The organism is Ferruginibacter albus (genome assembly GCF_020042285.1).
GTDB lineage: Bacteria > Bacteroidota > Bacteroidia > Chitinophagales > Chitinophagaceae > Ferruginibacter > Ferruginibacter albus.
This window is the reverse complement of the sequence record NZ_CP083388.1, coordinates 2,996,863-3,021,989: the sequence shown is the minus strand read 5'-3', so window position 1 is coordinate 3,021,989 and position 25,127 is coordinate 2,996,863. Positions and strand designations below refer to the sequence as shown.

The following is a 25,127-nucleotide window of genomic DNA, read 5'->3' as shown; positions in this document are numbered from 1 at the left end:
CTTATTTGAACCTAATGATTTTCATGGAACAATACCTTTTAGCGGGTATTTGAACTGCCGATAATTCTTTTTATTTTGTCGCACTATATAATCATCTTAAAATCTTTTATATGAACCAGTTAGAACAACGACTTTTGAAATTAGAAAAAAGCGTAAAATTATATCGTTACTTTTTCGGGCTTTCAGTTATAGTGGCGGTGTCTATTGTATTAATGTCGCACAAAACGCAGCAAACAGTACCTGATCTGGTACAGGCAAAAGAATTCCAGGTAGTAGATAATTTTGGAAATGTAGTGGTCTCTATTAAAAAAGAAGATGGAGGTGGAAAACTTACTACTTTCTCCAGCAATGGAAAAAAATTAGTATCGCTCATAACAACCAATGGCGGCGGTGGCGGAATAAGTTCTTATGATGAAGATGAGAACCTGATCTTTAAGGTTACTAAAACTGAAGGTGGCGGCGGTTACCTGGCAGTACTTAACAAAAATTCGTACGAGATAGCAGAAATGGGCGCTACCACCGATCAGGCAGGGTATATTCGTACCAATAACAAATATGCAAAAACATTGGGTCTTATATCTAATACAGATGGTGGCGGCGGTTATTTTTCTTTGTCAAGCGGAGATCAGCAGGTCATTCGTTTATCAACCAATTCTGCCGGAGGAAGAGTAGGGGTTTATAATGGCAACAATCAACGGGTGGCGTATGTGGGAGCACAGGATGATAAAACGGGTAATATAACAGTATATAATAACAATGGAGATATATTGGCTACGTTGCCAAAATAATTTCTTTTATTAAATAAAAAATGGCTTCTCTAAAGAAGCCATTTTTTTGTATGAAAGTTTTTATTTGTTTTATAATTTTCCCATCACCACCATATTATCCATTGTGGGAGTTGGGTTACCGCCTGCTTTTTCAATAGTAATGGCAAATGCATCGGCTTTGCCAAAGCTCTTCATCTTTTGAATATGATATTTGTTGGCTGCAGCCTGTTTGCCTGTATAAATTATCACACCTGCATCTACGGGCTTGCCATCTACAATTCCCCATAATTGATATTGTTTACCATCAGGAGCTGCAGGTAAATTACAGGGATCGATATAAACATCGCCGGTATTTTTTATCCAGAATATTTTTGCAGCAGCATCGTATTGAGCTTGTGTACTGTGCAAAGCAACGGGCTGGCAAAATTTATTGTGAACAATGCTCATCTCTTTATCCATTTCATGATCTTCCTTCATAGCACCCGCCAATTCCTGCTGTGTTTGTTGTAATTTATTATCGGCAACATCGTATTTGCCATACAACATTATATTTAAGGCAACACTTCCTAACAATAAAATGATGGAAGCCGCGGCTACCCATTTCCAATAAGAAGGGATAGCTGCAGTTCTTGCTTTTGATGTGTTTAAAGAAATGATCTCTGCCGGTTTGCTCTGCTGAATCTGTCGGAATATTTTTTCTTTTGCAGAAGGGGATGGCTCTATTGCATTGGCTTTAGCTAAAGTTTCAATACTTAACTGAATTTCATTGAACTCAGCGGCTACTTCAGGAAATTGTTTTATCCATTGTGCTACCTGCAGGGATTCTTCCTGAGAAGTAAGTCCTGCAGCGTATAGCTCTAATAGCCCTGACGATATGATCTCTTGTGCGCTCACTCTGAGTATTGTAACATTTTTCTAAGTTCAAAAATAGCCGAACGTAATCTTGTTTTTATCGTTCCTAAAGGAATGCCGGTTTGTTTGGATATTTCATCCTGTGTATAGCCATTAAAATAAGCCAATTCTATCAATATGCGCTGTTCGGGTTTTAGGCTAGAGAGTTGGTTTCTAAGCCCTATGGTATCTAATTTATCAGCACCAAAACCATCAGACACATTATTTACGGAATTTTCATCTGCCGAGATTTTAGTTTGCTTTTTATAGCCTTTGCTTCGCAATGTATCAATAGTAAGATTTCTGGTAAGATTAAGCAGCCAGGTAAATAAGCGCCCTTTGCTGCTGTCGTAAGCTGAAAAATTATTCCACACTTTAACAAAAGCTTCCTGTAGGATATCTTCTGCCAGGGCTGTATCTTCCACCATCTTTTGAATGACGCCGTTTAATGCAGGAGCGTAATTATCGTACAGGTACGAAAATGCGCTTTGATCTCTTTGCTTCAGCAAAAAAACCAACTCCTCTTCTGTATATGTTTTTATTGGAGACAAACGGTTGATTCAAAATTCGCCTACCGAAAATAGAATTTTTTGCAGATATTAACGTTATTATTCACTAAAAGGTTTTTATGCTGCTACGGTCCATTCCTTTGTTGCCTACATTTAATATTAATAAAACGATCGATTTTTATGAATATAAATTAGGATTTACAGCCCATAATTACGGCACCTATTTAATGCTGCAGTATAAAAAAGCAGCAGAGCTTCATTTTTTTTATACGAAAGATAAAACGCTTAAAAGCAGCTGTTATTTGCAGGTAGACAATGTGGAAGATCTGTATGCCAGCTTTTCAATAAAAGAGATTTTGCACCCCGAAAGAATGTTACAGGACACGCCATGGGGAACCAGGGAGTTTTCTATTGTAGATAATAATGGAAATGTGATACGCTTTGGACAAAAAAAGTGATCAACTCAACAGTATTACCTCATACACAGGACTAAATAAATAAACTTTTCCGGTTTTTATTTCCACACATCGAATGCGTTTTCGTACCTGTTCTTCTCGTCTGAAAATTCTGTCTCCTTTTATTTTAAATAAAGTTCCTGGTGTTAATAGTTCAATTAACTGTACCCCTTCTTTTTTTTCATCGTACTTATGTAATACTCTTAATAACGATTCATCAGCACAACTGCTGGCTGCAGGGTTTTGCAAGGTCTTTAATAAAACCTTTTCAATATCTGCAGGAAATATTTTTTTAAGCAGGAATTGAGCTAGTATCTTGCTGTATTCATTCTTCCACTCAGCACCATGTGCCTGCACACGGTGACCAAAACGTTCATACGTAAACAAATGAGCTAACTCATGTAATAAAGTAATTAAGAAAGAATATTTATTAAGATTCCCGTTTACACTAATGCGATGATTTTTATCTAAATGTGAATGCCGGTAATCACCTAATACAGTTGCCCGTTCACGGGTAATGGTGAGGTGTACTTTATAATGTTGCAGATAGTGAACAACAGCATCAAAGCTTTCTTCCGGCAAATAGGTTTTTAATTGTTGTAAAGGTGCTTCCTGTTTAGACATTCTATTTCTTATTCAGCTTCACTATGGCAGAAACTTCTGCTATAAGATAGACGAGATATACAAACAAAAAAATAAATACAGTTGTTCGGTTAAAAAGCGGGTGGGTTTTTACATATACTAATATAGTAATCGCAACTGTCAGCATTTTTATCATCATGCCTAGCATTACGCTTCTTACAAAAACATTAGGATTGCTGCTCTGTAACGCTTTTCGCTGCATCAAAAAAATACCGACTGTCATTAAAAACAGCAATGCATTTCCTTTAAACAAAAGAGTGGAATCAATCGTCCAGAATAAGGTAGCTCTGACTCCTAAAAAAATAATGCTGAATACGAAAAAAATTAAAGTGAAGATGCTGATAAACCGGCGGAAGCTGTTCATTCGAGTTATTTCTTTTTAGAAGTGTCTTTAATGATTTTTACAATTAAAGATATGATCGCCAGCAAAGGTAATAACCAAACCAATAAAGGTCTTTTAACATGAAAACGCTCATCCAAACGAATACCTGCCCATACGGTAATTGCCATCAGCACTATTAATTGCGTGGCTAATCCTGCATATCGCAATAAAATTCTGTTATTGTCTTTATTGGTTGATGGCATTGCTGATCTCTGCTTTCATATCAACAATATTAGCACCCATGTGACATTGACCGTTGAATGTAGCGGTTGGTTCTATTTGTAATTGGCTCGCATAAATATCACCGTTAACGTTGGCTTTATCACGCAATTGCAATAGTTCGCTTACTTGAATTTTACCGGCAACTCTCCCTGAAATATCCGCCTGCTGGCATTGAATATCTCCATTTACAATACCTTCCTTGCCAATTAAAATTTTTGCTTTCGAGATCACATTACCTGAAACAGCGCCATCGATCCTGATGTCATTATTACTTTCAATATCACCGGTAATAATGGTGCCGGCGCCAATAATGGTAGTACTGCCAAAGGTTGGGTTCTGAGGTTGGTTTTTTGAGTTAAACATATTTCTGGATTTTAAGATTTATAATTAGAGCTCGTTTTACACAATCTATTTAAGCCGATGGGCGATTGGTGGTCCAGCCGGTATTTAAAAGGTATTCAACTGTTTTATCCTGTTTGGCTCCGTTAACACTTGTTTCGATCCCTTTTCTTTCCACCAGTTTTTTAACGAGGTAAAAATACCCAAAAACTCCCACAAAAATGGCGGCAAAAATTGCAAAAAAACCAAAAATGCCGAATAAAATAAAGCCAAGAACAATGGTAAGTAATGAAGCGCCAAAGCTTATTAATAAAGCTTTTTCTTTAGCACTTTCATGTATATCTCTGCACAATGCACACCTTGGTATACCTATGGTTACAATATTAAATTTTACAGAGCGATAAACGAGCAAATTAGTTCTGTCGTTTTCTTTATAAATTTTTTGAAAATGATTGGTAGTTGATTCGCAGGAGTCATCTTTACCACAATACCTGCATTTTTTTTCAATGGGTTCAAATCTTTTTAGGCGTTCATTAAATGTAAAATGTTCTTCCATTGTGTAAAATGGTTTTGAAATTTACTAAGCCGATTCTATCAATCGTCAGACTTATCTTCTTTCGGCAAACTCAATTTGGTAGTGTCTAATTTTGGTATAGAGCCTTCCAATACTTTCTTAATATTATCTAAATAGCGTTGTTCGTTATGAAGTGCGTTTTCCATTGAATCGGTGCGTATTTTTAATTGCTTGTATTCTTTTACCTGTTTTATGTTGCCGTAGCCAACGCCGGGCAAATAATATTTTACAGGTGTAAATACTATCAACGCCACAGTAAAAATGGTAAGCAGCACAAAAACACTGCTTAAAACAATATAAACGCTTAACCGGCTTAACCGGAACTTGACCACTTCTTCATACGTATCTTCGTTCATTACTACTAAACGGTAACGATTTCGAAGGCGTTTTAGCGTGCTATCGGCATCAATTTTTGCCATAATAAATTTATCGGTGTTAAAATTAATAAACTCGGGGCACTATATATCCATTAATTGGCAAAAATAACCGATATTGAGCCGTATTTTTTCTAACCGTTTACGATACATGCAAAAGCGTATCTCCATTATATTCTTTTTATCCTGTTTATTTATTTTGTTTGCCGGCAGCATTTGTGCGCAACCTATCTGGAGCATTCGCCTGCGGGATAGTGTAGAAAAAAAACCTACACAGTTTGAAGACAGGAAATTAGGTTCCGAAACTTCTACAGAAAAAAAATTCACCACTTTTAGAAAATTCAAGCAAAACTTAATTACGCATTACAACTATTATTATAACGCTAATAATAAAGTAAATGCCGTTGTTGAAAAAGCGATAATGGCGAATAAAGATGATTATACCAAGCTGCTTACTTTTTATCCTTACTCATTAGATAACACTGCTGCGCAAAAAACAGACCTGGATTCGGTGATCATTAAAAGCACCGCCGGTATTCTATTACACGATCTAAGAAATGACTGGATCGATAATATGTATTTCCTAATTGGCAAAGCGTATTTTTTCCGAAAAGATTTTGATTCAGCTGCAGCAACTTTTCAATTCATTAATTATAATTTATTTCCGCGAGAAAAAGGAGAGGATGACGAACGGGTAGTGGGTACCAATGCTGCTGCTGCCAATAGCACCATCAGTATTGCCAACAAAGAAAAAAGGAATATTCTTGAAAAATTAACTTCATTGCCGCCAAGTAGAAACGATGCATTGATCTGGATGGTAAGAACCCAGGTAGAGCAGAAAGAATTTGGAGATGCCGCAGGATTGATCAATACATTACATGCCGATCCAAACCTTCCTTTACGTTTGCATGATGACCTTGAAGAAGTTACTGCTTACTGGTTTTTTCAACAACAGATCTACGACAGTGCAGCCGCCCACTTAGAAAAGGCATTGACCAATGCACCTGACTTAGAATATAAAGCAAGATGGGAGTTTTTACTGGCACAGTTATATGAAATGACGCACCAGTTTGGAAAAGCTTCTGAATATTATGAAAAGGCCTCCAAGCAAACGGCAAGTCCATTAATGGATATTCATGCACAGTTGAACAATGCGAAAATGATGCGTAGCACCGATTCTGCCGAGTTGGATAAAAGCATTAAGAACCTGGTAAGCATGGCTAAAAAAGACAGGTTCGAAAGTTATCGTGATATTTTATATTATTCCGCAGGGCAATTAGCCATGCAAAAACCTGATACGAACGAAGCGATCGGTTATTATAAAGAAAGTGTAAAATATAACGAAGCAAATGTAAGTTATAAGAACAAAGCTTTTTTACAGCTGGCAGAAATAGCGTTCAATCAAAAAGATTACAGGACGGCATTTTCCAATTACGATAGCTTAAAATCGGATGATACATCATTAACAGATAAACTTCCGGAAATACAAAAGAGAAGAACCGTTTTAGCTAAGATCGTTGAAAAGCTTACCATAATTGAGCGGGAGGATAGCTTGCAGAGAATTGCCGCAATGCCGCAGCCAGATAGAGAGGCGTATGTAAAAAAACTTTCCAGGAAATTAATGAAAGCGCAGGGAGATAAAATTTCGGATGATGGCAATGATGCCGGCTTGGTTGATATTAATCCTTTTGCTTCACAAACGCAAACACCTTTATTTACGGAGAATACAAAAGGTGAATGGTATTTTTATAACTCATCATTACGCACAAAAGGAAATGCCGATTTTAAAACCAAATGGGGCAAACGGGCCAATTCCGATAACTGGCGTAGAAAATCTGCGCTGGATGCTGCATTAACAGCACCTTCTTTAGCAGACATGTCTCCGGGCAATATGAATCCGGACGATACAACAACAATAGCGCCGCCTGCAACTAATAATGATCAAACTGCAACAAAAGAACCTGCTACCGCTGCAGATCAACCCAACGATTTTACGTTTGTTGGCATCATGTCTGAACTTCCCTTAACTTCTGAAAAACTCGCAAAAAGTAATTCATTGGTTGCCGTTAATTTGTTTTCATTGGGAAAAATTTATCAAAATGACCTCGAAGATTACCAGCAGGCTGTAAATACATACGAAGAATCATTATCTCGTTTTCCTGACAGCTTATACAATGGAGAACTGTATTTGAATCTATACTATTGTTATACCAGGCTGGGCAATACCGCAAAAGCCGATTATTATAAAAATTTACTGAACTCAAAATTTGCCGATAGCCATTCGGCACAGTTATTAAACAATCCTATCGCATTTAAAGCAGATAAAAAAGATCCTGTCGTGACTAAAAAGTATGAAGATATTTATACTTTAATGATCGAGGGTGATTTTGATAAAGCCATCGAAAAAAAGAAAAAAGCAGATAGCTTATACGGCAATAATTACTGGAGTCCTCAATTGTTATACATAGAATCTATGTATTATGTAAAAGTGTGTAACGATGACAGCAGCGCTAAAGTTGAATTGAACAACTTAGTAAAGTTATATCCTCAATCACCGATGAAACCTAAAGCAGAAAATTTATTGAATGCTTTAAATAAGCGGAAAGAGATAGAAGCTTACCTGAAAAACCTGCAGGTTACCCGTGCAAAAGATGATGACGTGGTAATAATCGAAGATGAACCTGCAAAAATAACAGCACCTATTAAAGCAGCACCGGTAACAGTGGATAGCAGTAAATTAAAAACACAACCCGTGGTTGATACTGCTAAAAAAATATTACCTGTTACAGCACCTGTAACAATTAAGCAGGATTCTGTAAAGAAGATCGTACCGCCTCCGGTTGTAAAAACAGATTCTGTAAAGAAGATATTACCGCCGGCAGTTAAAGTTGTAAATGGCTATTCATTCGATTCAACACAAACCACCAATGTGATAATGCAGTTGGATAAGGTTGATCCTACATTTGTAAATGAAGCAGTCAATGCGTTGAATCGTTACAATGCGGAAAAGTATAGCGGGCAAAGTTATATTATACGCAAAGCGCCTTTCGATGGCGGACAAACACTGTTGGTAGTAACTATGTTTACCAATACTGATGCAGCAATGGACTATATCAATCGTCTTAAAAAGGCAGCGCAAATCGAAATTTCTTGGTTGCCGGCAAATAAATATTCGTTCTATATTATTAGTGAAGACAATCTTCAGTTATTAAAAACCAATAAAGACATACCAGGGTATAAGAACGCATTGAAATCAATATATCCCGGTAAGTTTTAAGATCCCTGATCATATAATCTTAGATCGTGCCTCGTAAATTGTAAACAACATGAAACGTTCAGTAAAAATATTGTGGAGAGTTTTTGGCGGTTGCTTATTGCTATTTGTGTTGATCCTGTTATGTGCCAACTTTGGTGTTTTTGGCAAAATGCCTTCTCTGCAAAAATTAGAAAATCCGGAAGCAGACCTGGCGAGTGAAGTGTATAGTGTTGATGGAAAATTAATGGGAAAATATTATGCAGAAAACCGCAGTGAAGTTAAATACAATGAGATTTCTCCCAATGTTATTCATGCTTTAGTTGCAACAGAAGATGTTCGCTTTGAAGAGCATTCTGGTATTGATGCCAAGGCTATAGCCCGTGCAGTTTTTACATTAGGTTTACAAGGAGGAGGAAGCACCATCACACAACAATTGGCAAAGATGATGCTCAAGCAGGGGCATGGTAATATAGTAACACGCAGCATTCAAAAATTAAAAGAATGGATCGTTGCAGTAAAGCTGGAACGCAATTTCACCAAAGAAGAGATCATCACACTATACCTTAATCGTGCAGCATGGGGAAGTAATTATGGCATCCGCAATGCATCCAGAACTTATTTTCAAAAAGAACCTAAAGATCTTAACATTACGGAGTCTGCTGTTTTAGTGGGTATGCTTAAAGGATTTATTTATGATCCTGTTCGTCATCCGGAAAAAGCATTCGCAAGAAAGAATACGGTAATTGATCAAATGAAAGTAGCCAGCTACTTAACCGAAGCAGAGGCAGATAAACTAAAAAAAGACACGATCGATATCAGCAAGTATAGAAAGCTGGATGAGGACATGGGCATTGCTCCTTACTTCAGAATGGTATTGGGAGATAAATTAAGAGATTGGTGTAAGACGCATAAAAATCCAAAAGCAGGAGAGAACTATGATTTATACAGAGATGGATTGCACATATATACTACCATCAATTCTGTAATGCAGCAGTACGCAGAAGAATCGGTAGAACAACACATGCCGGTGATTCAGAAAAAACTGAATTACTTATTAAAGTATAACGGCGATAAAATGTGGAAAGATCATGAGAACATTATTGAAGCAGCTATGCGTATGAGCGAGCGTTGGAAGAATATGAAAGAGGATGGCATTAGTGAAGATGTTATACGAAAGTCTTTTGATGTTACAACACCTATGAAAGTTTTTGCATGGAATAAAAGCCATGATATTGATACAGTAATGACACCGCATGATTCCATCCGTTATCAAAAGCAATTGTTGCAAACTTCTTTTGTAGCAATGGATCCTCGTACAGGAGAAGTTAAATGTTGGGTAGGCGGTATCGATTTTAAATGGTTCAAATTCGATCACGTAACGGCAGAAAGACAGGTAGGATCTACGTTTAAACCTTTGCTATATACATTGGCGGTACAGGATGCAGGATATACACCAGACACATACATTCCGGGAGGCCCGTTAACGCTAGGTGGTAAAACTATCAGTACGGCAGGCGGCGCTATGACCTATTGTTTGGCAAAATCATTGAACGGAGCAGCCTGGCATTTAATGGGAACCATTGGCCCAAAACGTACAGTAGAGTTTGCACGACAATGCGGCATAAAAGCACCCTTGCAACCTTATCCTTCTTTAGCTTTAGGAGCAGCAGAGATCCCGATGCTGGAAATGTTGAGAGCATATACTATGTTTCCTAATAAAGGTTATAATACAGAACCATTAATGATAACGAGGATAGAAGATAAGGACGGAAACCTTTTACAACAGTTTACATCAGAAACAAAACAGGTTATAAGTGAAGCAGATGCCTACACGATGGTAAGAATGATGAAAGAAGTAGTGTTATCCGGTACGGCACGTTCTTTAAACAATTATAATATTCCTGCTGATAAAGCCGGCAAAACCGGTACCACCAATGATAATACAGATGGCTGGTTTATAGGCTACACACCTGAATTATTAGCAGGTACATGGGTTGGTTGCGATGATCCTTTTTTAAGGATTTATACAGGTACTTCCGGTGGTAATGAAATGGCATTGCCTAAATGGGGCTACTTTATGAATAAAGTTTATGGCAGTTCGAAATTAGGTTATGGCAAAATGCCTAAGTTTATAGAGCCTGTTCAATTAATGAACAATACTCTTTATTCAGATGAGAACATGAACAGGTATGCAATGCAGGGAGATACGGCACATAATCAAAACGACCAGGGCAGTGGCAATGCAGACGATTATGCTACGCCGGATGATAACAATACAGAAATAGCAAACCCTTCAACAACAGAAGATGTAAAACAAACGCCGAAAAAGACAGAGGAGAAAAAAGAGGTGAAGCCAAGTGCTACAACTTCGCCTGCGTTAGATGAAAAAAATAAAAAGCCTGCAACTAAAACAGAAAAACCAAAAGATGATGGCGGCTATTAATAAATAGATCATGCTTTTTCAAAAAGCCAGCGCATCGGTCTGTATTGTTTCTCAGTTTTTAAATTGAATTGTTTAATGCTTCTTTCTTTGATATACTCAATGGCATCTTCAATAGAATCGGTGATAAGAAACAGTTTATAATCATCCGGAGAAATGGTTCCGTTCATCTTCATGTTCTCAATATACTCCAGCAATTTTGCATGAAATTCCCTGTCAAAAACAATTACAGGAAACTGGCTTATTTTTTTTGTCTGAATTAAAGTGATGGCTTCAAAATATTCATCCATAGTGCCAAACCCGCCAGGCATTACCACAAAAGCATAAGAATATTTTACCAACAAGGTTTTGCGAACAAAAAAATATTTTATGTTTACCCATTTGTCCAAATAAGAATTTGGATTTTGTTCATGCTCCAATACAATATTGCAGCCAACACTTCTTCCGCCCACTTCTTTAGCACCGCGGTTGGCAGCTTCCATGATCCCCGGTCCACCGCCTGTCATTATTGTAAAGCCAAGCTTTGCAATTTCGCCGGACAATTTTCTTGCCTGTTCGTAATATTTATGATCTTCTTTAAAACGTGCAGAACCAAAAATGGTAACACAAGGCCCTGCAAAATGCAATGCTCTGAAGCCTTTGATAAACTCAAATAATACTTTAAAAGAAAATTGCAGATCTTTTAATCGGTTCTGTGGTCCATCGAGAAATTTAATTTCAGATTTAGTCATAGCAATCAAAAAAAGCCACAGACGTGGCTTGTAAAAAATGTGGAGAATACCGGAGTCGAACCGGTGACCTCTTGCATGCCATGCAAGCGCTCTAGCCAGCTGAGCTAATTCCCCGTTTTAATTAAGAACTGAAAAGTGGATTGCAAAGATAGGTACTACGCTCAATTAATAATTAAGAATTGATAATTAATAATTGCTTTTTAATGTTGAACAGAAGCTGATGAAATACTCGCTGGTCAATTCATCAGGATTAAAATAACACAAGGATATTGAGCAGGAAACAACTGTTTATATAAATAAAAAACCCCGAAAGAATTTCGAGGTTTAATAATATAATAAGGTTCTAAAATTAATCTCCCCAGATCTCTCCTTTACCGTCTAACCACAATTTCACTAATTCAGTTGTGATAGATTTAGGACGTTCTAACGGTAAACCTAAAGCTCTGTCCCAACAAAGACTTGCTAATACCCCCAATGCTCTTGATACACCAAATAATACTGTATAGAATTCATATTCTACCATTCCATAGTGAACCAATAACGCACCGCTATGTGCATCCACATTCGGCCAAGGATTTTTGATCTTACCTAATGATTGTAAAATAGGAGGAACAGTTTCGTAAATATTCCAAACAGTTTGTACTAATGGATCATCAGCCAAATGTTTTTTACCAAACTCCATTTGGGCAGTAAAACGCGGATCTGTTTTACGCAGTACAGCGTGTCCATAACCCGGAACAACTTTTCCTTCGCTTAATGTCTTCTTTACGTATTCTGAAATTTGTTCTTTGCTTGGAGTTTCAACGCCCAATTGTTCTCTCATTTCAAATATCCACTTAATAACTTCCTGGTTTGCCAAGCCATGTAATGGACCAGCCAAGCCATTCATACCCGCAGCAAAAGAAAGATATGGATCGCTTAGTGCAGAACCTACTAAGTGCGTAGTATGTGCAGAAACGTTACCACCTTCATGATCTGCATGGATGGTCATGTACAACCGCATCAATTCTTTAAAACCTTCATCTTCTCCATAACCCATCATGTGTGCAAAATTTCCTGCCCAATCTAATAATCCATCGGGTTGAATATCATCTCCATCTTTATACTTACGGCGATAGATATACGCAGCTACTCTCGGTAAACGTGCGATCAGATCCATAGCATCGTCAAACGTAGCTTCCCAATAATCTTTTTTATTCATACCTGCAGCGTACTTTTTTGCAAAAGAGCTTTCGGTTTGCATTGCCATGATGGCTACCACAAATTGTGTCATTGGGTGCGTGCTCACCGGTAATGCTTCTATAGTATCAAATACGTGCTTTGGAACATGGCTGCGGCGTTGCCATAAAGCTGTCAATTCATGCACATCTTTATCGGCAGGCAATTCACCCATTAACATTAAATGAAATAAGCCTTCAGGTAAAGGTTCAGTACCTTGCGGTGCTTTTGGTAGTTTTTCTCTCAATTCAGGAATAGAATAGCCACGAAAACGTATACCTTCCTGTGCGTCTAATAAAGAAGTTTCAGTAACCAGACCGGTAATTCCTCGCATGCCCTGGTACACCTGGCTAAGTGTAACCTCTCCAATCTTTTTTGAACCATGTTCTTTCAGCAGCGCTTTTATTTCGCTGTTCACCTTGTCTGCTGTTTCCTTAAACTGTTCTTTGAGACCCACCATAATACTTTTTTTATATGTGTGATTTTTCTTAAAAGTGGCGTGAAATTACGATGTAGTACGCTGTGAAACAAAAGTTTTACCGAAATAAGTTATGATAACGATTGCATTTTTCAATTAAAATAGTTTTTCCACAAACCATAACCTAAATTTCATGCACACGATTTTTAGGTATATCTTTGCATGACCTCTAGGATATTTTTATTCATCGCACCGGTTGTCCGGATTTCCTCAGGTCATTTCAAGTTGGGTTAAAAAAATAATATTGATTTTGATGTTTTTGAAGTGAACTACTTAATTAGTAGCAGTGAATGTATTTATTGAATTTTTGAAACTATTATTAATTACTATATAATCTTATTGCAATGTCAAAGTATATTTTTGTTACAGGAGGTGTTACATCATCGTTAGGAAAAGGAATTATAGCCGCATCATTGGCCAAATTATTACAAGCAAGAGGATTAAGTGTGACAATTCAAAAATTGGACCCATATATTAATGTTGATCCGGGTACATTAAATCCATACGAGCATGGTGAATGTTTTGTTACGGAAGATGGCGCTGAAACAGATCTAGATCTGGGGCACTACGAACGCTTCCTTAATATTCATACTTCGCAAGCCAACAACGTTACTACAGGAAGAATTTATCAAACAGTAATTAATAAAGAAAGAGAAGGAGCTTATTTAGGAAAAACCGTTCAGGTAATCCCGCACATAACGGATGAGATCAAACGCAGGATGCTGTTATTGGGAGAAGAAGGAAAATATGACATTGTAATTACCGAGATCGGCGGCACCGTTGGCGATATTGAAAGCTTGCCTTTTATTGAAGCCGTTCGTCAATTGCAATGGGAAATGCCGGATGAAGATTGTTTAGTAGTGCATTTAACATTGATACCTTATTTAAAAGCAGCCAAAGAGCTAAAAACAAAGCCTACGCAACATAGCGTGAAGCTGATGAGTGAAAATGGCGTGCATCCTGACATTATTGTTTGCAGAACAGAAAGACCTTTAACTACAGATTTAAGAAAGAAAATTGCACAGTTCTGTAATGTAAAATTAGATTCGGTTATTGAAGCAATGGATGCTTCTACTATTTATGAGGTGCCATTAAAAATGTTACAGGAAGGGTTGGATATAACTGTATTGAAAAAATTACATATTAACGGTTATGCAGCTCCTGAGCTAACAAAATGGAAAGCATTTTTGGATAAACTAAAATATCCATCCGGTAAAGTAACCATTGGGTTGATTGGAAAATATATTGAGTTACAGGATGCTTATAAATCTATATTAGAATCCTTTGTTCATGCAGGCGCTATGAATGAATGTAAGGTACAAATAGTGAATGTGCACAGTGAATTTATTGATAAAACAAATGTTGCAGAAAAACTAAGCGGGTTGGACGGCTTATTAGTAGCACCTGGCTTTGGTTATCGTGGTGTGGATGGAAAAATAATTGCGGTGCAACACGCCCGTGAAAATAAATTGCCCTTCTTTGGTATTTGTTTGGGTATGCAAATGGCAGCCATTGAATTTGCACGTAACGTATTAAACTTAGAAGGTGCTCACTCAACGGAGATGCAGCCGGATACCAAATACCCTGTAATAGACCTGATGGAAGATCAAAAAAAGGTAACTGCCAAGGGGGGCACCATGCGTTTGGGAGCTTATCCATGCGCCATAAAAGAAGATAGTCTTGCCTACAAGATTTATGGGCAATCGCCTATCAGCGAGCGTCATCGCCATCGTTGGGAATTTAATAATGCCTATTTGGAAAAATATGAAGCGGCTGGTATGATGGCAAGTGGTAAAAACCCGGCAACCGGGTTGGTAGAAATTATCGAATTAAAAGATCATCCTTTTTTCATAGGTGTTCAGTATCATCCTGAATTAAAAAGCACTGTAGAAAATCCTCAACCGATATTCGTTAACTTTATTAAAGCAGCCAAAGAATTTGCAGAAAGCAAAAATGCCATAAAAAGCACGGCTCTTCAAAGTGAAGCAATTTAATATTGATCAACCACGCTGTAGAGATCCTTTATTGAAGATACTATTAAACTTAAAACACTGTAATGTGTCTATTCGCTTATCTTTGCGAACTTATTAAAACAAGTAGTAATAAATAGTATAATGAAGCATTTAATTACAAGCATTTTGTTGCTAACCTCTGTAACAATTTCTTTTGCACAAAAAAGCGATCCAGAAGCAAAAAAGATACTGGATGCCGTAAGTGCTAAATTCAAAACCTTTAAGTCGGTACAATCAAAATTTTCTTTAAAGATAGAAAACGCTGCAGGTAAAGCCGTTGGTACTAAAACGGGAACTGTTTACATGAAAGGAGGGAAATATCGTGTAAGCGTTACCGGTCAGGAAATTTATAGTGATGGTACAAATGTTACTACGTATGATAAATCGACAAACGAAGCAACCATTACAAAGCTTGATCCATCCACTAATACGCTAACTCCTCAAAAGATCTTTACTAATTTTTACGATAAAGATTTTTTGTATAAGTTAAATGGTGAAAGTAAATCAGGTACTAAAACATTACAGGAAATTGAACTTACTCCAATCGATAAAACAAAGCCTTTCTTTAAAGTATTGATCTACGTTGATAAAGTAGCTAAAACGATCAGCTCTGTAAAAATATTTCAAAAAACCGGTGAGCGTATTACTTATTCTGTAACATCTTTCAATGGCAAAGCTGTTTTGACAGATGATATGTTTACGTTTGATAAAAGCAAATATCCCGGAGTTGAAGTAGTTGATTTGAGATAATGCCTATAACCATCATGCAAGTCTGTGATAAAAAACAAGACTTTTATATTAATATCATTTTTTGTTCTTGTAACTGCTGGCGCTTTTGTATTTGCACAAAAAAATAATGCTCCGGACGATCAGTTTATCAGCTATATAGTAGATGCCCAAAAGCAATCGATTCAGCTTTATTGGAAAAATGATAAACATGTGTATTTTAAAAGTATTCAGAATTTAAAGAACTGGCTTGAGAGCAAACATCAAAAATTGGTATTTGCAATGAATGGTGGAATGTATAAGCAGGACAACACACCACTTGGACTCTTTATCCAGGATAAAAAAACAATTGCTCCTTTAAATACAGCCAATGCTGAAGGGAATTTTTATCTAAAGCCTAATGGCGTATTTTACATAAGCACAGTAAATGTTCCTGTTATTTGTAACACGGATAGTTTTAGAGATAATGGGCAAATAAAATATGCAACGCAATCGGGGCCAATGTTAGTGATTGATGGCCAAATCCACCCCGCCTTTAAGCAAGGTTCAAACAATTTAAACATAAGAAACGGTGTTGGTATTTTGCCGGATAATAAAATAATTTTCGCAATGTCTAAAAAGGAAATATGCTTATATGATTTTGCAAATTATTTTAAAGCGCTTGGTTGTAAAAACGCATTGTACCTAGACGGCTTTGTATCAAGAACCTATTTACCCGAAAAGAAGTGGATACAAACGGATGGAAACTTTGGAGTTATTGTGGGAGTAACAAAACCTCTGAATTAATCATACTTATTTCAATAAAATAATTACTCAGTACCGGCTAAGCATAATCTAACTTCCCCAACGAAAAGTTTTTACGTCAAATCCTGCCAGATCAAGCACCCTGTCAACAACAGTTGCAGCAAGTTCTTCTATTGTTTTTGGTTTGCTGTAAAAAGAAGGACTGGCGGGACAAATAATTCCTCCTGCCAATGTAATGGTTTCCATGTTCCGAATATGAATTAAGCTAAAAGGAGTTTCTCTTACTACACAGATCAATTTTCTGCGTTCCTTTAAAATAACATCGGCCGCACGGGTGATCAGGTCGTTACTTATACCACCGGCTATTCTCCCTAAAGTACCTGCACTGCAGGGAATGATGACCATGGTATCATATTGTCCCGAACCTGACGCAAAAGGCGCAGTAAAGTCATCCTGAGAATAAAATTTGAACGGGTATTTTTTATAAGTATCATTCTCTAATTCTGTTTTCCAAACCTCTTCTGCATTTTTTGTTAAAACTATTCCTACTTCATTCCATTGCTCCTGTAAAGTCTCCAATTTGTCAAAAAATAGCCTGGAATACAGGCTCCCACTGGCTCCGGTGATGGCCACAACAATTTTTTTCATTAACTTGTCGTTTATTAGCATGTAATCTAAAGAATTATTCTATGCGAAAAACGCCCCTGTTTACGATTGCCTTATTGGTGCTGATCCTGTCAGTTTCTTTCGCACCTCATAAAACCTCAAAAATTGAATGGTTAACCATTGATGAATTGCAGGCTGCCTATCAAAAAGAACCTCGTCCTGTGCTGTTTGATGTATATACAAGCTGGTGTGGTTGGTGTAAAGTAATGGACAAGCAAACCTATACCAACGAAAATGTGATCAACTATATCAATGCACATTATTATGCAGTAAAGTATGATGCAGAAAGCAAAGATTCAGTTTCTTTCGGCGGTAAAAAATTCGGATACAAACCGGAATATAGAGCCAATGAATTTGCTGCATATCTGTTGTACGGACAAATGAGTTTTCCAACCACGGTTTTTTTAGCGGATATGAATGCGCAACCGGCTCCATTACCGGGTTATTTAAAGCCTAATGAAATAGAACCTCCGTTAAAATTTTTTGGTGATGGGTTTTATAAAAAACAAAACTATCCGGATTATATAAAAAAATTCAGCGCAAGCTGGTAAGGAATATAAACGTCATTTTAATTGCCTCTCCTTGCAGAGGCAATTTTTTTTGATATGTGGTAAACAATATCTCCACCTAAATTGTAATTTTCGTTTTCATGAGCGAAACTGCCAATAAAACTAACCGAAGCTTAAGCTTATTTCACTCTACTGTATTGAATATGATCGATATGGTGGGTATCGGTCCATTTGCTACACTTCCCTTTGTAATAGGTTTAATTGGCGGACAGTTTTTATATGCCTGGATCGCAGGAGCAGTAGTTTCATTGATTGATGCCATGATATGGAGTGAATTGGGGGCAGCTTACCCATTAGCTGGTGGCAGTTATAATTTTTTAAAAGTTGCATATGGAGAAAACAAGCTGGGTAGAATGATGAGTTTCCTCTACGTTTGGCAAACGATTATACAAGCTCCGCTGGTGGCAGCTTCTGCAGCAATAGGGTTTTCACAATACCTGGGCTACCTGGTCCATTTAAATGTATGGGAGCACAAAGCAGTATCCGGCGCCGTTATTATCATCGTTACTTTTTTGTTGTATAGAAAGATCGATAGCATTGGAAAGATCGGCGTGTTTTTGTGGGCGGGTGTGCTATTTACATTGGGATGGATAATTTTTGCAGGAATATCTCATGGAAATTTTTTGCAGCCATTGCATGATATAAATGTTGGATTCAAGTGGCAGGAGTTAGCATCGTTTGTATTTGGACAGGCGTGCGTAAAAAGTATTTACAGTTATCTCGGTTATTATAACGTTTGTCATTTAGGCGGCGATATAAAGAATCCAGGCAAAAATATTCCACGCAGCATGTTTATTTCTATTATAGGAATTAGCATTTTATATATGGCAATGAACATGAGTGTGAGTAGTGTAATTCCCTGGCAACAGATCCAGCAATGGCAAAAGCACGATTCAAATACGTTTGTTGTGAGTATCTTTTTTGAAAGACTGTATGGGGTAGCAGCAGCCAATGTTGCCACTGTTTTAATTTTATGGGTAGCACTGGCGTCGCTATTTGCAGTTTTGCTAGGTTATTCCAGGGTGCCTTTTGCTGCAGCAAAAGATGGCGTATTTTTTAAAATTTTTGCAAAATTACATCCTACCAAAAACTTTCCTCATGTATCCTTGTTACTGTTGGCGGCCTTTGCTTTTGTGTTTAGTTTATTAGTGCGCATGGGCGATGCTATTGACGCTATTTTAGGAATGCGCATCATAGTGCAGTTTGTAGGGCAGGCAGTAGGGGTAGTACTGTTGCGTGCAAGAAAAGGTACTAAAGAATTACCTTTTAAAATGCCATTATATCCTTTGCCGGTAATTATGGCAATAATTCTGTGGTTGATCTTTTTTTGTGTTACGGGGATAGCTATCATAAAGTCGTTTTTAATAGTTTTTTGTACTGGAATTATAGCTTATTTAATATATGCATGGCTTCAAAAACAATGGCCATACAAAAATTAAGTATCTTGCGGCGCAGAAAGGCAGCGGTTCAATTTTTGTTGAATTTTTTCCCTTTATAGGTCCACCCATAAAGATATCTGCAAAAAGGCCTCGCTAACTGTCGTACTTATCCTAGATTATGGTTTATATTGTTAACTACTTATTGGTTAAAAAAGGAAAAGCTTTTTACAGCTTGCTTTTTATATGCTTATGGTGCTGTAATGCTGCTGTTGCACAACGCACTATAACCGGCAGAGTTACCGATGCTCAAAACGGCCGACCATTAGTTTCCTGTACAGTTTTTTCAGTTGAGACCGGAAGTGGTGTAGTAACCGATTCAGCAGGGTATTATAAATTTACCGTAACAGGTAAAACCGATACGATTGCTATTTCGATGATTGGTTACCAGGTGCAGAAAAAGTCCATCGCTCATCAAAAAAACCAGATCATAGATTTTGAAGCAGATATAATGACTTCAGCTATACAAGGCGTAGTTGTAACGGGCAAAACAAGATTAACCCGTGCACAGCGGCTAATAAAGCGGGTTATTAAGAATAAGGATATAAACGATGTGTATGGAAAGCCTTCGTTTCAATGCAGGCTGTACGATAAAGTAGAGCTTGACATGAAAAATATCCCTTCCATCATTTTAAAAAATAAAGCCTTTAAACCATTGGCAATGGGCTTGCAGGGTGTTGATAGCGCCAATGATCCTAATAAGTATCTTCCGGTTTATTTATCAGAATCCTTTGCAAGATATTATCGTCAGAATAATCCTACCAAAGAAAGATATGATTACGAATCCTTCCAGGTTTCTGGTAATCCTAACCAGACATTAATTACTTACTTAAACGAGTTATACAAAAACTTAAATATCTACAGCGATAACATACAATTATTAAAAGTAAACTTTGCCAGTCCTATTGCAGATTACGCTTTGGGTACTTATCATTATGACATTATTGATACAGAGCGTGTAGACAATCATAAATATATAAAAGTAAAGTTCGAGCCTTTTCAACCGGGTAGCTTTACGTTTAAGGGATATTTGTTGATAGCAGATAGTTCTTTTGCTATTAAGTCTCTTACTATGAAAATAGATTCTTCTGCAAATATTAACTGGATCGAACGGTTTGAGATCAAACAAAACTATGAACCAGACTCAACGGGTAAATTTATTCCAACACGTAATGCAATTGCAGTAGAGTTAAAAGTTCCGGTGTTGAAAAAGCTGGCGATGATCGCTAAGAAGACGACCGTATATAAGGATGTTGTATTGGATAATAATCAAATAGACACAGCCTTCAATAAACCGTTGGTAGATATTTCTGAAGTGAAAACAAATGATACCAATATAGTTGTATTGGAGCAAAATCGCTTTGAACCGTTGAGTACTTCTGAAGCAATGGTGTATAAACTGGTAGATACGGTACGTAAAATGCCTATCATCAAATTATATACAAATGTATTGACGGCATTGGCTACCGGGTATTACAGGGTTGGCAAGATAGATGTAGGCCATATTTATACTTTTTTCACTTCTAACAGAATTGAAGGCAATCGTTTTGCATTAGCATTACGCACCAACCGTTTCTTTTCAGAAAAATATCAGCTAAAAGGTGGCTTAGGTTATTCCACCCATGATAAAAGATGGCATTACGATGCCACGGTGCTTACTATTTTAGATCGAAAGCCCTGGAGCACTTTATCAATAAATTATACCAATGATATAGAAGCTACCCGCCAACGTCCGGATGAGTTTGAACAAAACTCCATTTTCGGTTCATTGATGCGTAGGGTAAGCGATACCGTTGTACACCTGGTAAATAATCGCACATTTAATATCACGTATAATAAATACTTTAAAAAAGGCTTTGCTTTTGAAGTAACGGCAAGAACATTGGCAGTAACCCCTTACTTCAGTGTTTTTTATACTGATAAGAATTATAACCCCTTTGTGGTAGATAAAGGAGTGGTTACTGACAGCGCTTATCAATCAACAGAAGTATCGGCTACGTTGCGCTTTGCGCATAAAGAAAAATACATTGCGCAAACCTTCAGGCGTATTAGCTTGGCAAGTCCTTGGCCTATTGCTACACTTACTTATACAAGAGGATTTAAATTAGATGGAAGCTTACTTAAGAGTGATTTTAGTTACAATAAAGTAAAATTAGGTTTATACCAGGATCTGCCGGATGGCAGATTGGGAAGACTGCAATACGATTTTCAAGCGGGTAGAACATTTGGTACATTGCCGGTAGTGTTATTGGATATTCCTAAAGGAAACGATACATACTATCGCAATAAATATTCTTTCAACGCCATGAACCAATATGAATTTGCAACCGACAGGTATGTAAGTATCATGATACAGCAAACCTTTGGTGGCGGTTTCCCTTTTAGATATATCGGATTTTTACGCAAACTAAAATTACGTTCAGTAGCAGTATTTAATGGTATTTGGGGCGATATGAGCGAAGCGAATAAAGTTGCAAACGGTTATTATAATACCAATAACAATTATCATTTTACAATACCTAATAAGCAACCATATATGGAAGCAGGTATTGGTGTTGCCAATATTTTGGGAATTATTCGTATTGATGGTTTGTGGAGATTGAGTTACCTGGATAATCCCGGAGCTTCTAAATTTGGTATAAGAGCTGGATTAGAATTAAAGTTCTAACTTACATATATACTTTAGCTATTTATAGTTGAAACTGAACATTGCATGAAAAAGATCTGTTTGGTTGTAGTTGGACTTTACCTTCATTTGCTTCATGCATTTTCTCAAACTGCTGCTCTTGATTCTTCTCAATATAAAAACCGGAAACTTACACTCAGCGAAATAAATTTTGTACATAGTTATTACAACCAGGATGGGGACCATTCTGCTGTAACCGGAGGCATTGGTACACAAGAGCTGAAAGATTACGCCAACAGCATTGAACTTACTCTAATAAAATACGATAAATACAATCGTAAAAATAATTTGGATATTGACCTGGGAGTTGATTATTATACCTCTGCTTCTTCCGACAAGATAGATCCATATACTATTTCATCTGCATCAGGGCACGATTTGCACGTATATCCTTCAGCAGTTTACACTATTGACGATGAAGCAAAGAGAAAGAAGATAAAATATGAATTATCGCTTTCTGCTGAATCAGATTATCTGTCAATTGGTTTTGGTGGAGGATTTGCAAAAACATCAAAAGATAAAAGCCGGGAGTTTGAAGCCAAAGCAAAAATATATTTGGATCATGTAAAAATGATATTGCCCATTGAACTCCGTGATTCAACTACAGGCGGCTTACCGAACTATAATTTTCATGATTATCGTTGGTCACGACGAAATACATTCAGCACCTCTTTTACATTATCTCAAATAATCAACCAGCGGTTGCAGGTATTGTTCTTGTTAGATCCAACCTATCAACATGGTTTTTTGAGCTTACCTTTTCATCGTATCTACTTTAAAGATGGCGCTGAAGCAATTGAAAAACTACCTAATGAACGTTACAAATTACCTATAGGTGTAAGAGCTAATTATTTTTTAGGAGATAAGTTCATCATCCGCTCTTACTATCGTTTTTATATAGATGACTGGGGATTAAAGGCACACACTGCCGATATAGAGACAGTGATTCAATTCAGCCCTTTCTTTTCTATAAGTCCTTTTTATAGATATTATACACAAACTGCTATCAACTGGTTTGCTCCTTACGCACAGCATTTTGAAAACGAACAATATTATTCCAGCACATACGATCTATCTGCATTTCACAGTCATTTCTTTGGCTCCGGTGTGCGCATTGCGCCACCTAATGGACTGTTTAAAAACAGACATTTAAACATGCTTGAGGTACGTTATGGGCATTATTTGCGCAGTGATGATTTTCATTCTGACGTTATTAGTTTGAATTTAAAATGGGAGAGATAATTCTATTTAAAAAAATTAAAACGCTTCAATGAAAAATCAATTAGAACGATCAGTTGAATTTTCTGTGATCATTATAATAGCAATTGCATTTGCCGTTATTCATTATCGCTCTAAACAAAACTATTACAATGAACTTAAAAGCAGTTTTAAAGGAGTAATAACTAAAAAATATTGGCCCGATCCGGATAATCCAAAAGAATGTAGAATAAAAATAAATGATAGTATGGTATATAGCCTTGATTTCAATTTAATAGAATATGTAGATCAAGGAGATACGATCGTGAAACCACAAGGGAGAGATTATTATCTTTATTATAAGAAGGGATTTATAATTAAAAATGTAATTCCTAAGCGCTCCTTTATATGGACCATGAACAGGGCTGATCAGGGACGTATAGATACTATTTGGCGGTAATAATAAGTTCAACAAAAAGCCTGCAACAATGTGCAGGCTCGTTAAAATCTTACATCAAAGATCGTATATCGTAAACACTAAAGCGCTTCCGCCATGTCCGGAATTTTCTCAGCTTTATATTTACCTGTATCTAATTTCTTCTTTGTTTCTTCAAATGCTTTTAAGGTGATATCAATATCCTCATCGCTATGTGCAGAAGTTGGAATAATACGATAAATAATATCTCCTTTTGGAATAACCGGATACACCACTATTGAACAGAAAATGTGATAATTCTCCCGCAGATCCATTACCATTTGCGTAGCTTCCGGAACATCGCCTTTCATATAAATAGGTGTAACCGGTGAGTTCGTGTGCCCGATATCAAAACCTCTTTCTTTTAAACCGTTTTGTAAGCGGTTTACATTGTGCCATAATTTCTCTCTTAGTTCGGGCATAGTTTTTACCATGTCCATACGCTTCAACATTCCTTCTACAATAATTAATGGTAAGCTCTTTGCAAAAATTTGAGAGCGGGTATTGTAACGCAAATATTTCAACACATCTTTTGGTCCGCTAATGAAAGCACCAATGCTGCCCATGCTTTTTACAAACGTAGAAAAATAAAGGTCGATATCTTTTTGTACACCTTGTGCTTCGTCAGCGCCGGCACCGGTGGCACCCATATAACCAAAGCCATGTGCATCATCGATCAATATTCTGAATTGATATTTTTTCTTCAATGCAACGATCTCTTTTAAGATACCTTGTTCACCATCCATACCAAACACGCCTTCTGTGATAACCAAAATACCGCCACCGGTTTTTTCAACCATCTTCTCTGCACGTTGCAATTGTTTTTCGCAATCTTCTGCATTATTATGTTTAAACGCATAAGAATGTCCCATGTGTAAACGAACACCATCTACCAAACATGCGTGCGCTTCCGCATCAAACACAATTACATCGCGGCGGTTTACCAATGCATCAATGCAGCTCATAATTCCCTGGTAACCGAAGTTCAATAACATGGTATCTTCCCTGCTCACAAATTCACTGATCACTTTTTCCAGTTCTTCGTGCTTAACGGTGTTGCCACTCATCATACGGGCACCCATCGGGTTACCCATTCCATATTTAGCAGCAGCTTCCGCATCTGCTTTTCTCACATCAGGATGGTTTACCAATCCCAAATAATTATTTAAGCTCCAGCAAATAATTTCTTTGCCTCTAAAGTTCATTCTTGGTCCCAGTTCACCCTCTAATTTGGGAAATGTAAAATATCCATGTGCTCTGTCCATATGTTGACCAATCGGACCGCCATCTTTCACTAATTTTTCAAAAACATCTGCCATACTGTTTTGAATATTGTTT

General features: G+C 37.1%; 24 protein-coding genes and 1 tRNA gene. 12 read left to right on the top strand and 13 right to left on the bottom strand.

Going from position 1 to position 25,127, the window contains the following annotated elements; genetic code table 11:
- The first annotated feature begins 110 nt into the window (after positions 1-110).
- Positions 111-788, top strand: coding sequence for a hypothetical protein (locus K9M53_RS12985; RefSeq protein WP_224015554.1), 678 nt, complete (start codon positions 111-113; stop codon positions 786-788).
- 69 nt (positions 789-857) lie between these two features.
- Here K9M53_RS12985 and K9M53_RS12980 read toward each other — a convergent pair whose 3' ends face one another.
- Positions 858-1,661 carry an anti-sigma factor gene (locus tag K9M53_RS12980; protein WP_224015552.1) on the bottom strand — a complete coding sequence of 268 codons (804 nt, stop codon included), beginning with the start codon at positions 1,659-1,661 and terminating at the stop codon, positions 858-860.
- Positions 1,658-2,209 (bottom strand): RNA polymerase sigma factor, encoded by a 552-nt coding sequence (locus K9M53_RS12975; protein WP_224015550.1) that lies wholly within the window; start codon positions 2,207-2,209, stop codon positions 1,658-1,660. The genes K9M53_RS12980 and K9M53_RS12975 overlap by 4 nt, the downstream gene beginning before the upstream one ends.
- A 77-nt stretch (positions 2,210-2,286) precedes the next feature.
- Here K9M53_RS12975 and K9M53_RS12970 point away from each other — a divergent pair, with 77 nt between their 5' ends.
- Positions 2,287-2,625 (top strand): bleomycin resistance protein, encoded by a 339-nt coding sequence (locus tag K9M53_RS12970; protein ID WP_224015548.1) that lies wholly within the window; start codon positions 2,287-2,289, stop codon positions 2,623-2,625.
- Here the strand turns inward: K9M53_RS12970 and K9M53_RS12965 are convergent, their stop codons facing one another.
- From K9M53_RS12965 to K9M53_RS12940, 6 genes are read right to left on the bottom strand one after another with little or no spacing between them, the layout of a single operon-like run.
- Positions 2,626-3,246, bottom strand: a complete 621-nt coding sequence (locus K9M53_RS12965; RefSeq protein WP_224015546.1) for a SprT-like domain-containing protein — start codon at positions 3,244-3,246, stop codon at positions 2,626-2,628.
- 1 nt (position 3,247) lies between these two features.
- The gene (locus K9M53_RS12960) at positions 3,248-3,628 is read right to left on the bottom strand and encodes a hypothetical protein (protein WP_224015543.1); all 381 of its coding nucleotides are present in this window, start codon (positions 3,626-3,628) and stop codon (positions 3,248-3,250) included.
- 5 nt (positions 3,629-3,633) lie between these two features.
- Positions 3,634-3,849, bottom strand: coding sequence for an AtpZ/AtpI family protein (locus K9M53_RS12955; protein ID WP_224015541.1), 216 nt, complete (start codon positions 3,847-3,849; stop codon positions 3,634-3,636).
- Positions 3,833-4,231, bottom strand: a complete 399-nt coding sequence (locus K9M53_RS12950; protein WP_224015540.1) for a bactofilin family protein — start codon at positions 4,229-4,231, stop codon at positions 3,833-3,835. The genes K9M53_RS12955 and K9M53_RS12950 overlap by 17 nt, the downstream gene beginning before the upstream one ends.
- Positions 4,232-4,280: 49 nt before the next feature.
- Positions 4,281-4,763: a hypothetical protein gene (locus K9M53_RS12945; RefSeq protein ID WP_224015538.1), complete on the bottom strand. Its 483-nt coding sequence runs from the start codon at positions 4,761-4,763 to the stop codon at positions 4,281-4,283.
- Between the two features lie 38 nt (positions 4,764-4,801).
- Positions 4,802-5,200, bottom strand: a complete 399-nt coding sequence (locus tag K9M53_RS12940) for a hypothetical protein (RefSeq protein ID WP_224015536.1) — start codon at positions 5,198-5,200, stop codon at positions 4,802-4,804.
- Positions 5,201-5,306: 106 nt separating this feature from the next.
- Here K9M53_RS12940 and porW point away from each other — a divergent pair, with 106 nt between their 5' ends.
- Both porW and K9M53_RS12930 read left to right on the top strand, forming a co-directional pair.
- Positions 5,307-8,432, top strand: coding sequence for a type IX secretion system periplasmic lipoprotein PorW/SprE (gene porW, locus K9M53_RS12935; RefSeq protein WP_224015534.1), 3,126 nt, complete (start codon positions 5,307-5,309; stop codon positions 8,430-8,432).
- Between the two features lie 49 nt (positions 8,433-8,481).
- On the top strand, positions 8,482-10,854 hold the full coding sequence (locus K9M53_RS12930; RefSeq protein ID WP_224015532.1) for a transglycosylase domain-containing protein: 2,373 nt from the start codon (positions 8,482-8,484) through the stop codon (positions 10,852-10,854).
- An 8-nt stretch (positions 10,855-10,862) separates the two neighbouring features.
- Here the strand turns inward: K9M53_RS12930 and K9M53_RS12925 are convergent, their stop codons facing one another.
- The 3 genes from K9M53_RS12925 to K9M53_RS12915 form a co-directional block, all read right to left on the bottom strand.
- Complete coding sequence (locus K9M53_RS12925) at positions 10,863-11,582, bottom strand: LOG family protein (protein WP_224015529.1); 720 nt, start codon at positions 11,580-11,582, stop codon at positions 10,863-10,865.
- Positions 11,583-11,622: 40 nt separating this feature from the next.
- Positions 11,623-11,696: transfer RNA gene (locus K9M53_RS12920), tRNA-Ala, on the bottom strand.
- Between the two features lie 235 nt (positions 11,697-11,931).
- Complete coding sequence (locus K9M53_RS12915) at positions 11,932-13,260, bottom strand: citrate (Si)-synthase, eukaryotic (RefSeq protein WP_224015527.1); 1,329 nt, start codon at positions 13,258-13,260, stop codon at positions 11,932-11,934.
- 362 nt (positions 13,261-13,622) lie between these two features.
- Between K9M53_RS12915 and K9M53_RS12910 the strand changes: the two genes are divergently transcribed.
- From K9M53_RS12910 to K9M53_RS12900, 3 genes are all read left to right on the top strand, one after another.
- A complete protein-coding gene (locus K9M53_RS12910; RefSeq protein ID WP_224015525.1) occupies positions 13,623-15,272 on the top strand; it encodes a CTP synthase in 1,650 nt (549 codons plus the stop codon).
- Between the two features lie 120 nt (positions 15,273-15,392).
- The gene (locus K9M53_RS12905) at positions 15,393-16,040 is read left to right on the top strand and encodes a LolA family protein (RefSeq protein ID WP_224015522.1); all 648 of its coding nucleotides are present in this window, start codon (positions 15,393-15,395) and stop codon (positions 16,038-16,040) included.
- Positions 16,041-16,064: 24 nt separating this feature from the next.
- The gene (locus K9M53_RS12900; protein ID WP_224015520.1) at positions 16,065-16,802 is read left to right on the top strand and encodes a phosphodiester glycosidase family protein; all 738 of its coding nucleotides are present in this window, start codon (positions 16,065-16,067) and stop codon (positions 16,800-16,802) included.
- 48 nt (positions 16,803-16,850) lie between these two features.
- On the opposite strand, the gene K9M53_RS12895 is transcribed toward K9M53_RS12900, so the two are convergent.
- Positions 16,851-17,408, bottom strand: a complete 558-nt coding sequence (locus K9M53_RS12895; RefSeq protein WP_224015517.1) for a UbiX family flavin prenyltransferase — start codon at positions 17,406-17,408, stop codon at positions 16,851-16,853.
- Between the two features lie 41 nt (positions 17,409-17,449).
- Here K9M53_RS12895 and K9M53_RS12890 point away from each other — a divergent pair, with 41 nt between their 5' ends.
- The 5 genes from K9M53_RS12890 to K9M53_RS12870 all read left to right on the top strand — a co-directional run bounded on the left by K9M53_RS12890 (position 17,450) and on the right by K9M53_RS12870 (position 23,774).
- A complete protein-coding gene (locus K9M53_RS12890; protein ID WP_224015514.1) occupies positions 17,450-17,977 on the top strand; it encodes a thioredoxin family protein in 528 nt (175 codons plus the stop codon).
- A gap of 98 nt (positions 17,978-18,075) precedes the next feature.
- Positions 18,076-19,434 carry an APC family permease gene (locus K9M53_RS12885; protein WP_224015512.1) on the top strand — a complete coding sequence of 453 codons (1,359 nt, stop codon included), beginning with the start codon at positions 18,076-18,078 and terminating at the stop codon, positions 19,432-19,434.
- 118 nt (positions 19,435-19,552) lie between these two features.
- Positions 19,553-22,099, top strand: a complete 2,547-nt coding sequence (locus K9M53_RS12880; RefSeq protein WP_224015510.1) for a DUF5686 and carboxypeptidase-like regulatory domain-containing protein — start codon at positions 19,553-19,555, stop codon at positions 22,097-22,099.
- A gap of 45 nt (positions 22,100-22,144) precedes the next feature.
- Positions 22,145-23,359: a DUF3570 domain-containing protein gene (locus K9M53_RS12875; protein WP_224015508.1), complete on the top strand. Its 1,215-nt coding sequence runs from the start codon at positions 22,145-22,147 to the stop codon at positions 23,357-23,359.
- Positions 23,360-23,387: 28 nt separating this feature from the next.
- Positions 23,388-23,774 (top strand): hypothetical protein, encoded by a 387-nt coding sequence (locus tag K9M53_RS12870; RefSeq protein WP_224015506.1) that lies wholly within the window; start codon positions 23,388-23,390, stop codon positions 23,772-23,774.
- 77 nt (positions 23,775-23,851) lie between these two features.
- On the opposite strand, the gene K9M53_RS12865 is transcribed toward K9M53_RS12870, so the two are convergent.
- Complete coding sequence (locus K9M53_RS12865) at positions 23,852-25,108, bottom strand: aminotransferase class I/II-fold pyridoxal phosphate-dependent enzyme (protein WP_224015504.1); 1,257 nt, start codon at positions 25,106-25,108, stop codon at positions 23,852-23,854.
- Positions 25,109-25,127: the final 19 nt, after the last annotated feature.